This is a genomic window from Barnesiella sp. (assembly GCF_022723415.1).
Classification (GTDB): Bacteria; Bacteroidota; Bacteroidia; order Bacteroidales; family Barnesiellaceae; genus Barnesiella; species Barnesiella intestinihominis.
This window is the reverse complement of the sequence record NZ_JAIJHU010000015.1, coordinates 42,687-54,031: the sequence shown is the minus strand read 5'-3', so window position 1 is coordinate 54,031 and position 11,345 is coordinate 42,687. Positions and strand designations below refer to the sequence as shown.

Sequence of the window (11,345 nt, the reverse complement as noted above, 5' to 3'; positions counted from 1 at the left end):
AATTAATAGTTATAACATTTCTGTCTGTTGCATGTAATGTAAATTTTATAATGAACCTAATAAATTATTTACAATGACAAAGAAAATTACGCTTGTTTTTGTACTCTTCTTATTTGTGTTTGGATTGCGTGCCGAATCTCTGTTGAATGAGGGATTTGAAGGTTGGTCGACGACAAACTTTCCGACCGGAGGTTGGACTGTAATTAACGACACCCAAGAAGGGGCTATTAATCATTGGACTGTCGATAATAGCAAATCGGTATGTGCCGGTTCAGTGAGTCTTTATTGTAACGGTGGTGAGTGGGATCCTATTGAACCTGTGAAAGAAGAGTGGATAGTATCTCCATCTCTGACTTTGAGTGAGACGAATTATAATTTGAGTTTTCTGTGGAAAGGAGCTTCGGCATCTGCATTTAAAAACGAATATGATTTTCAAGTGCGTATCACGGAAGACGATGGTAAAAGTTGGAAAACTGTTTTCTCTTTCCTTGATCAAAGCATGGTAGAAAATAGCGGGGTTGCCTTTCCCTGGACTGGATGGGTTACAAACACTTCCAAGATAAGTTTAGGCGCTTATTCCGGTAAGACAGTAAAAATAGCTTTTGTACATTGTCTATTGGTCAGCGGCGCTGGTAAAGGTAATAGTATATGGGTTGATAATGTTGTCGTAGAAACGGGCGAAGCGATCGATGCTCCTATTGCAGATGTTAATCCCACTTCTTATATATTCGATGGAACCTACATCGGAGTAGGGAAATGGTCGGAGAAATTTGTATTGCGGAATAAGGGCGTGGGCAATTTGACGGTAAGTGGAATTTCTGGATTAGAAGGTTCCGACTTTTCAACCAATATGATTCCCTCGGAAGTTTCGTTGAGACCGAGTGTAGAGTATGAGTTTTATGTGAAATATACTCCCTCGTCTGAGTTGAGTAGTAAATCTGCTACGATGACTATCCATACGAACGGAGGTGACGTCTCTATCGTATTAGAAGGAACAAAGATAATTTTACCCGATGAATACAATCTGGAAAGTTTTGAGAGTGGAACGTTCCCGCCCGTAGGTTGGACTGCCGATAAAGGTTGGACCACAAGCAGAACTTATGCTACGTCGGGAGACTATTCGGCTTCTTGTAGTTTTGCAGAGAATAACCCGACTTTGGTTTCTCCTCGTCTCGATTGTTCGACGGGTACTCACGAGTTGCAGTTCGACTATGCGAATGTTTGGGAGCCGACGGCAGATGATGCTCCTGCTCCTGAAAGCGAATTTGAAGTCTATTTTTCAAAAAATGGCAAGGAAACGTGGGAGAAAGTTGCTACGTGCGATTCTATCAACCAATGGTGGCACATGAAGCTCGATTTGGGAAGCCCGGCATCCGATAATTGCTATATCATGTTTAAATATGTACTCGATGTCGATTTGTCGGGTGGTTGGGACGATGTGCCCGAGTATGCATCTACTTTCTTGGACGATGTAGTTTTACCTCCGTTCTATGGTAGAACTTCTGTTCCGGGAGCTGCAACTACCCCTTCTCCTGAAAATGGAGCAACCGATGTATTTAACGAAGATATTGTATTGTCATGGAACGGAGTACAGTTTGCTAAGGGCTATAAGGTATATGTTGGAACTTCTACCACAGATTTTTCGGTCGTGCCGGGTACAGAGGTAGAAGGTTGCTCTTATACGATTCCTGTGTTGGACTATGCTACTACTTACTATTGGAAAGTAGTTGCTTATAACGATATGGGAGAGACGCAAAATCCTTCGGTGTGGAGTTTTACGACGCTTGCCGACCAAACCGTGAACACATTCCCGTGGTCTGAGGGATTTGAAGGTGACGTATTTCCTCCGTTAGGTTGGAAGAGCGAGAAAGAGGGATATACAGCATGGGATAGATCTAATTATAATGCATACGATGGTAAAAATGCAGCTTATATTTCTGCTGGGGGCTCCAACGAGCAAGGCATTCTTCAAACACCGATGTTCGTGCTTCCTGCCGATAAAGATATGCAGGTTAGCTTCTACTGGGGAAATGCCGTTCCGTCTGGATTGACGAAATCGGTAAAAGAGACGATGACGATTAACAAAGATACGCTTTACTTCGAAATAAAATCCGATGGAACATGGCAGGAACTCGCCCATATTTCTTCCGCTCAGGCCGAAGGTCAAAAATGGGTTCGTCAGCGAATCGTTTTGTCCGATTATAGAGGTAAGAATGTGAATTTCCGTTGGCGTTATAGTGCAGTAGATTTTACCGGATCAGGAGGTGCTTTGGATAATATTTTGGTTGAAGAAGCTCCCGTTGGAGGAAAAGCTGTTATTAATGTGACTTCTTGGAATGCGGGTGATGTGAATTATAATAAAGCCGTTACCTCAAAGACATTGAATCTTTTGAACGATGGCGAGCAAACAATGAAAATCACCGATGTGTCATTTAAGAATAAGAATTTCTCTACTTCGTTGCACAAGGATTTAGTGTTAGACAGTCGTGAGAGCGTAGATTTCAATATCACGTTCGCTGCCGGTGAAACAGATGCCCTTGTAGAGGACGAGATGACTGTTACATTCGACAATGCTCCTGCTGTGACGTTGCCTGTTTCGGGTAATGCGTTGGGCATGTACACTCGTTATTTTAGTTTTGAAGATGATGAATTTGGTTCTGTGGCTCCCAAAGGCTTTACAACGGTAGATGCCGATCATAAAGCGACAGTTCAACCTCTTATGATAAACTATCCGAATATTGGGAATGCTTATGCCTATATTGTCATTAATCAACAACCGGAACCAGAAGGAGCCGATTGGAGGAATATCTATCCTCGTTCGGGAGACCAACTGTTAGCGACGATGGCGACTGCCGATGGGACAGAAGCCGTAGACTGGATTATCAGCGACCAAATGACGGCTCGAAATGATGCCAAGTTCCGGTTTTATGCTAAGTCGTATGATGGAGATAACACTTATCATCCGTGGGCTTATTTGACAGTATTGGTTAGTACGACAGATAACGCTGTGTCTAGCTTTACTCCATTGTCTGGATTTACATCGGTTCAAGTTCCTCACAAGAATAATAACGATAGTCAGACATCGTGGACAGAGTTTGATGTGGATTTAAGTGCATATGCTGGACAGAAAATCTATATAGCTGTTCGTAATAATACTCCGTCGAATGGTTTTGTGACTTTCTTCGATGATTTCTATTTCGAAAATTTTGAATATGTCAATAGTGACAATAGTGCTCCTTACTTTACTACGGTTCCTGAGACAACAGCAACGGTAGGGAAGAAATGGACTTATAACTATTCTGTGGCCGATCCCGATGGAGATCCGTTGACGGTGACCTTGCAGGGCAAACCCTTCTGGCTGAATCATACTCCGGGTACTAACGGCGGTACGATTACCGGCATTCCGGGGGCAGAACAAGAAGTGATTATGAAACTATCTGTTTCAGATGGTTCAAAGACAACTGTACAAGAAATTATTCTTGTTGTGACTGATGGTTCGGGAATCGAAGGCGTAAATGGTGATCGATTGACGGTTTATCCTAATCCTGTCGTTTCCACGCTCTATTTGAATGAACTGTGTGACAAAGTAGTGGTTACCGATATTTCTGGTAAACAGCTGCTTTTTGCCGAGCAAGTAGAAAGTGTAGACGTTTCGATGTTATCGTCGGGTATTTACTTTGTAACCATGCAATTGGGAGATCAAGTCAATACCACCCAAGTTATTAAAAGATAATTAATTCTATGGAAACTATGAAAAGTATGTTTTTCGCCTGTGCATTGTTGTTAGGCAGTGCAGAAACCTTTTCCGCTGAAAATCTTGTACTCAGCGAAGATTTTGAGAGCCAAACATTCCCTCCTTCGGGGTGGGTTGTAAAAGGTACTGAATTATCGGAAGATCTTGAATCGGGTTATGCGCATTGGAGCCTTAATTGGAATGAAGTGACGGGTTGCAGTATCGCTGGTTCGGGGTGTGCCGAAGTGATGAGTGACTTTAAAGAAGGACAGGCCGGTATTTCGAAGGAGGAGTGGCTTATTACTCCTGCCGTGCAGGTTGCTGATAATGCGTCGCTGTCTTTTACTTTTTGGTGTAACGCTTCATCGTTTATGACCAATAAATACGGAAGTTTTTTGGTGAAAGTTTCTACCGATGATGGAGATACATGGAGCGATTTGTGGAATGCAGCTTCTCAGGAAGATATTGAAAACTCTGGACTGACATGGCCGTGGAATAAAGATGCTATGGGGATAGAAAATGACTGGCAAAAGTTAACCCCTAATGTGAGCCTTGAAGCGTATGTCGGGAAGACGGTAAAGATTGCATTCTATTTTCGATCTATTCTTGTAAATAATTATACACAAGCGACATTGGCCGTTGACAATGTAAAAGTGGGAAATCAAGAGATTGAAAATTTGCCGGTTATAGAGGGCTCGACTTCTTACGAGTTTTCCAATTCTTATATTGGTTATTTGGCTCAATCCGAACCGATGACTATTCGTAATGTGGGTTATGGCACGTTGACGATAACCAGCATTGAGGGTATTGAAGGTACAGATTTTTCTACGACACTCGATCCCGCTTCCGTTTCTTTGAAGAGGGGAGAAGAGCTTTCATACCGCGTCAATTATACTCCTACGATTACGGGAGCCAAAAGCACGGTCATGAAAATAAATACGAATGGCGGAACTTTGTCGGTCGATTTGTCGGGAACCAAAGTTATGTTGGAAGAAGGATATACTTTGGAAAGTTTCGAAGGTGATATTTTCCCACCGGCCGGTTGGTCTCGTAATGAAGGCTGGAAGACGATGGAAGGTATGGCTACATCGGGTGTGAAGTCGGTTACAGTAGGCGGTATGATGACGTGTGATATCGTTTCTCCCCGTTTGGATTTATCGGCTGGAAACGGTAAAGTGAAATTCGATTATATCGAAACTACCGGTGAAGAATACATCGATGATTCGTTCTTACCGTCAACATATTTCATTCTTTATTATAAGAAAAATACCGATACCGATTGGACGGAGTTGTGGTGTTCTCTTGATGATAGTAAGTATAATGAATGGGTACAAAAAGAAATCGAGATTAAAGACGCAAATGGAAATTTCGTAGTGGACGATAATGTATACCTACGTTGGACCTATGAGTTTGAAATGGGCGACGGTGGTCTCGATAATATGGTGGTGACCGATATCTATTTCGATAATGTAGTGTTGCCTAAGCTATATGGAGAAGGAGAGCTCCCGTTGGCAATTACGACACCCAATCCGGTGAATGGCGTTTCTAACGTTGATTATAGCAGGTTGACTCTTTCTTGGGAGCCCGCTTTGTTTGCCGATGGATATGAATTGTCGGTAGGAACGGATAAATCCAACCCCACTTCTTTGTTGGAAAATGAGAAATTAGAAGGAAATACATCGGTGTCTTATACGATTCCCGAGCTTGAACCTGCTACTACCTATTATTGGAAAGTTGTACCTTACAATGCAGTAGGTAAAAATGAAAATGCTTCGGTTTGGTCGTTTACTACGATGGAAGATCAGTCTGTACGTGATTTCCCCTATACTATGGGATTTGAAGGAAATAACGGAGAAATTCCTCCTATGGGCTGGAAAAACGATCATGAAGGCAAAGGTATTCAGATGTGGAAATCTAATGAGATAGAGCCGTTTGCTGGAAAATATTCTGCTTCGGTATGGCATAATAATGCGGGCGAGGTTTCTGTCCTGACTTCTCCTGTGTTCGCAATCCCTGAAACCGGTGATATAGTTGCTTCTTTTGCTTGGGGTGGTGCTCTTTGCAATCGCCTTGAAAAAGGGTATGAAAATGAGGCGATCACCGAAGGGCCTATTTCCGAAGTTAATGATGCCGATGGAACTCTCTATTTCGAGATTCGAGCTGTCGATGCAGCCGATTGGACTCCTTTGGCTTATACTCAGGACCGCACGAAATGGCGTCATAAATATGTTTCACTCGCCGATTATGCTGGTAAGAGTGTGAATATGCGTTGGCGTTTTGTCGCTACTGAAAATGCCGGAGTTTCTTCGGGCGGGGCTTCTCTCGATGAGATATTTGTTGGAGATATAAAAGATATGCCTACCTTAGCCGTTTCGGAAATTAAGAAAGAAAATCTGACTGTATATCCTAATCCTACTTCCGATTATGTCTATTGGGCAGGAGGAAAAGCCGATGTGAAGGTATATGATTTAGCCGGAAATTGTATAAAAGATTTGACCGAAGTCGAGTCTGTGTCTTTGGAAGGTTTGGCTTCTGGTATGTATATCGTATCCGTATCGTGTGGCGATTCGGTTTCTACGGCCCGAGTAATGAAACGATAAAAGAGCCCGTTTAATCGGGAAATGTATACCAAAGAGGACTCCGTACTGAGGAGTCCTCTTTGTGCCTTTCGAGAAAGATTTGTAAGAATTTGTTTCAAAATTGTATTGAAACTATAAACCCAAACTTTTTGTAGAAAAAATGAAGAGAAAAATTTTGTGTTTTGTAACAGCTCTGTTAAGTTTTTTTATTGTTGAGGCTCAGCAACCTTGTACATTGACTTTGGAGGTTTCGGCTGTTACAGGAGAGGATATGGCTGGGACTCCGTTTCATTTGGAACGGGTAGAATCGGGATTGATTTATGACCGAGTACTAGGTGAGAATGGAACTTATACAATAAATAATATATATTCCGGTATACACCATTTGGTGATTGAAAAAGAGGGATTAAAGACTTATGATAATTCTGCTTTGGATATAAAAGGCGATACCGTGTTAAAGATTAAGTTGGAAGAACCGGTACGTACACCTTATAATTTGCAATCGGTTTTAGCCCATGATCCTAAAACGGGAGTTAATGATGCTTCGTTGGTTTGGAATGAGGAGACCGATTATTTCTTCGATGATTTCGAGAATTATACCTCTTTTACGCTCGATTTCGCTCCGTGGACCGGAATCGATAAGGATCAGGCAGAAGCTGCTATGTTAATGCAAGGAGGTTATCCGAATAGTAGCTTGAAACAATATGCGACTATTATTGCTCCCGACGAAGCTTATGTCTCTACTACGGGAGGTGACGTTTCATGGTGGTTTTATGCCCCTCAATTGAGAGCTTATAGTGGAAAGAAATATATGGGATTTATTCGTACGGCAAGCGGAACTACGAATAATGACTGGGCGATAACCCCTCAGGTACATGTCGGTGTAAATAACGTCGTTCGATTTAAAGCCAAAGCAGCGGATGCTCCTATTGAAAAATTCAAGGTATGGATATCGACCACCGGAACAGAGGAAAGTGATTTCAAACCTTTGACACAGGGTAATTATGAGTCAGTTAAATGGGAACAATGGCTTACGATGGAGTATGATCTTTCGAAGTACGAAGGACAAGATGTTTATATTGCCATTCAATATATTACACAAGCTGGTTGGATGTTGATGGTTGATGATTTTTATGTAGGGCCGGCAAAGTTAAATCCTTCGTCTATAAAAGCTCGTCTTCCGAAAACACGTCGTGTTCGCAAAGCAGCGGAGAGTGATGCCCCTCAAAGTTATACGGTTTATTTAGATGAACAAGAGATCGGGTCGGTTAAAACGAACTCGTTTATCTTTGAGAATCTTTCGGCTGGAATACATACGCTGGGTGTTAAGTCGGTTTATAAAGTTTCCGAGTCGGATATAGCGACAACGACGTTAGAAGTTCCGGCGACTTCGGATTATGCCGATGTAAAAGTAAAAGTTTCTACGAACGGAGGTTCTTCCGAGGGAGTGGCTGTGAACTATCTTTCCGGTTCTTATCAGGTGACCGATACAATCAAATCGGGAATATCTCATTTTGCTTCTTTGAAAAAAGGGGAATATATGATTAGTATTAACGATGATCGCTTTTTGGCGGTAGATACGCTCATTGATATAGACAAGGATATGGAGATAAATTTGTCGTTGGTGGAAAAAATTACTGCTCCATATAATCTATCTGTTGATTTTTCTTATCGTGACACGGATAAGAAGACCGATGTCTTGTTTAGGTGGAATCAAGATTTGGGTTGGAGCGATAGTTTCGAAGAGTATGATGATTTTGCGACCCAATTCGGTGGCTGGGCCACTTTCGATAAAGATCGTCTGCGTCCTTACGGTATAACCATAAATAATACGCATATATCTATTCCCGGACTTGAACAAGGCGAATCCCCGGTAATGGTATTCAATCCTGAAAAAACGACCCCCCGGTGTGATAGCGATGCATTTTTAAATACGGTTTTCGGGAAAAAATACATCATGTTTTTTGGAGTCCAAAGCAACCTGTCGGACGACTGGCTCGTTTCTCCGAAACAGAAAATCAACAAGGGGTATGTGGCTCATTTTTACGTGCATGTTTATCCGAGTATGGCTACGGTTTATCCCGAAACCATTAAGGTGTTGGCTTCCACAGGAGTCCAGACCGATCTTTCTTCGTTTGTCGAACTATATAATTATACTTTTACCGAGAGCGGTTGGTATGAAGTAACAGTCGATTTGAAAGATTATGTGGATCAGGAGGTTTATTTAGCGGTTAATTATGTTTCTAATGACGGGTGGATGCTTAAAGTGGACAATTTTTATGTCGGTCCTTCGGACGATGCTCCGGCTCCCGAAGTTGGAAATGCTACCTATGATATATATTTGAATGGAGAGAAAAAAGCATCTGCGATAACTGATAATTCCTATACATTCGAAGCATTAGATGATGGTACATATACAGCTGGTGTAAAAGCAATATATGAATCCGGGGAGTCTGAGGTCGAAGAGTATGTGTTTACAACTCAGTATAGCGGGATTGAAAATGTAGTTGTTCCGACCGTAAAGGTATATAGCCGAGACCATGCTATTTGTCTGGAATCGATAGAAGGCGAAAACGTGTTGGCGGAGGTTTATGGCGTTTCTGGACAGCTTGTGGAATTAGTAGAATTTGAAAACAGTGCCCAGATTTCTGTTTCTGAGGGGCTTTACTTGGTACGGTTGACAACACCACAAGGGACAAGTACAGTTAAGGTATTGGTGAAATAATTACTGTCTATTCATAAAAAACGTCATGAGAATTATTCTCATGACGTTTTTTTATCTACAAGTTTAAATTTCTTTTTCCCTTTGTTAATAATTTATTTAATTTTGTACCTTTGTATATATGATATATCAACGTTAAAAAGTAAATTTATTCGCTTGATTAGGCTTTGAGCCGATATTGATTTTATGAATGGGAATTGCTAAAACTGCAATTGTATGGATAAGACGATTTATTTTATTTTGTTATTAACTATAATAATCAGTATGAGTTGTGAGTCGAGAAGTCATAAGGAAACGGTAGTCCTTATGGAAACGTCTTTGGGGAATATAAAAGTGAAACTTTATGATGATACACCTGCTCACCGTGATAATTTTATAAAGTTGGTCGAGGAAGGATATTATGACGGGACTTTGTTTCATCGAGTGATTAATGAGTTTATGATTCAAGGAGGCGATGGCACGTCCAAAAATGCTCCGGTAGGAAAAATGTTAGGTACGGGTGATCCGGGATATACTATTCCCGCAGAGTTCGTTTATCCGAAATATTTTCATAAACGGGGTGCTTTGGCCGCGGCTCGGCAAGGAGACCAGGTAAATCCAGAGAAGGCCTCTTCGGGTTCCCAGTTTTATATTGTCACGGGTAAAGTTTTTAATCCGGGACAGATTGACCAGCTGGAACGTCAAATGCAGATGCAGCAAGAGCAATCGGTTTTTCAGTCGTTGGCGGCAAATCATAGGGAGGAAATCATGAATATGCGTAGAAATCGTGATATGCAGGGACTGCAAGCGTTGCAAGATACATTGATCGCTCAAACTCATGAACAAATTAAGAAGGAAGGAAAGCGGACGCTCACGCAGGCGCAACGTGAAGCTTATACGACTGTTGGCGGAACGCCTCATTTAGACGGTGAATATACTGTTTTCGGTGAAGTGGTAGACGGAATGGAGGTTGTAGACAAGATACAACAAGTCGAAACAGGCTCTGCCGACAGGCCTAAAACCGATGTCAAAATCTTGAAAATGAAAGTGGTCAAATAGTGATATCGTTTCGTCGTCACATATTGCCTAATGGATTGCGCATCATTCATCATTACGATGGCTCTACGAAAATGACTGCGTTGAATCTGCTTTATGATGTCGGTTCGAAGGACGAATCGCCGGAGCGGACAGGATTTGCACATTTGTTCGAGCATCTCATGTTTGGTGGGTCTGTGAATATTCCCGATTTCGATACCCCTCTACAAAAAGCAGGAGGAGAGAATAATGCGTGGACAAGTAACGATGTGACCAATTACTATACGGTAGTACCTACGCATAATGCCGAGACGGCATTTTGGTTGGAGTCGGATAGAATGTTAAGCCTTGCTTTTTCTTCCGAGTCTTTGTCTGTACAGAAACAAGTCGTTATAGAAGAGTTCAAGCAACGTAATTTGAACCAACCCTATGGAGATTCGTTCTTGCTATTGCGACCGATGGCTTATCGGGTACACCCATATCGGTGGCCTGTTATCGGGAAAAATACTTCGCATATTGGTAATGCATCATTGGAAGAAGTAAAAGAATTCTTTTTTGCCCATTATGCGCCCAACAATGCGATATTGAGTATTTCGGGAAGCCTACCATTCGATGAAGCCATATTGCTTTGTGAGAAATGGTTTGCTCCTATTTCTCGAAGAGAAGTCGCTTGCCGCGATTTACCTCAGGAGCCGGTTCAGACAAAACCTCATAAAAAGATAGTGGAAAGAGAGGTTCCCTTAGATGCGATTTTTAAGGCCTATCATATGGTAGACCGTAAGCATCCCGATTATCAGGGGTATGATGCTCTTTCCGATGTATTGGCTTCCGGTCGATCCTCTCGGTTGTATAGACGGTTGGTGATGGAAAAGAAACTATTTACAGAAATAGATTCTTCTATTACCGGTGATATAGAGCCCGGTTTGTTTTTACTGAAAGGGAAACTATCACCGGGAATTTCGTTGGAGCAGGGAGAAGAAGCCATTGAAATGGAATTGCGACGAATGAGGGAAGAACTGTTGGAGCAAAGGGAATTGGATAAGGTGATAAATCGTTTTGAATCAAACGATTTGTTTTCCAATTTGCACTATCTGAATAAAGCCACCAATTTAGCTTATTATGAATTGTTGGGTGGAGCGGAAAATATTGATACAGAAGTTGAAAAATATAAAAAACTTACCCCTTTCGATTTGCGGCGTATTGCGGAAAAATTGTTTGTCCCGGAAAATAGTTCTACATTATGGTACAAATCGGTACATGCAAAACGAGAAATAATAACAGATGTCTCTGATTGATA

The 11,345-nt window shown here is 41.7% G+C and carries 5 protein-coding genes; all 5 read left to right on the top strand.

Annotated features, from left to right (window positions below; all coding sequences use genetic code 11):
* Positions 1–73 precede the first annotated feature (73 nt).
* The 5 genes from QVD32_RS04920 (at position 74) to QVD32_RS04900 (ending at position 11,343) form a co-directional block, all read left to right on the top strand.
* On the top strand, positions 74–3,733 hold the full coding sequence (locus tag QVD32_RS04920; RefSeq protein ID WP_287710157.1) for a T9SS-dependent choice-of-anchor J family protein: 3,660 nt from the start codon (positions 74–76) through the stop codon (positions 3,731–3,733).
* An 8-nt stretch (positions 3,734–3,741) separates the two neighbouring features.
* Positions 3,742–6,333, top strand: a complete 2,592-nt coding sequence (locus tag QVD32_RS04915; protein ID WP_195342482.1) for a T9SS-dependent choice-of-anchor J family protein — start codon at positions 3,742–3,744, stop codon at positions 6,331–6,333.
* A gap of 139 nt (positions 6,334–6,472) precedes the next feature.
* Positions 6,473–9,037, top strand: coding sequence for a T9SS-dependent choice-of-anchor J family protein (locus QVD32_RS04910; protein ID WP_021892090.1), 2,565 nt, complete (start codon positions 6,473–6,475; stop codon positions 9,035–9,037).
* 213 nt (positions 9,038–9,250) lie between these two features.
* A complete protein-coding gene (locus QVD32_RS04905) occupies positions 9,251–10,072 on the top strand; it encodes a peptidylprolyl isomerase (protein ID WP_021892091.1) in 822 nt (273 codons plus the stop codon).
* A gap of 2 nt (positions 10,073–10,074) precedes the next feature.
* Positions 10,075–11,343 carry a M16 family metallopeptidase gene (locus QVD32_RS04900; protein ID WP_118687458.1) on the top strand — a complete coding sequence of 423 codons (1,269 nt, stop codon included), beginning with the start codon at positions 10,075–10,077 and terminating at the stop codon, positions 11,341–11,343.
* The last annotated feature ends 2 nt before the right edge of the window (positions 11,344–11,345 follow it).

Bases quoted from the DNA above. Each gene is read 5' to 3' on its own strand.
- QVD32_RS04920 (WP_287710157.1), top strand. From the start codon at position 74: ATGACAAAGAAAATTACGCTTGTTTTTGTACTCTTCTTATTTGTGTTT.
- QVD32_RS04910 (WP_021892090.1), top strand. From the start codon at position 6,473: ATGAAGAGAAAAATTTTGTGTTTTGTAACAGCTCTGTTAAGTTTTTTT.
- QVD32_RS04915 (WP_195342482.1), top strand. From the start codon at position 3,742: ATGGAAACTATGAAAAGTATGTTTTTCGCCTGTGCATTGTTGTTAGGC.
- QVD32_RS04905 (WP_021892091.1), top strand. From the start codon at position 9,251: ATGGATAAGACGATTTATTTTATTTTGTTATTAACTATAATAATCAGT.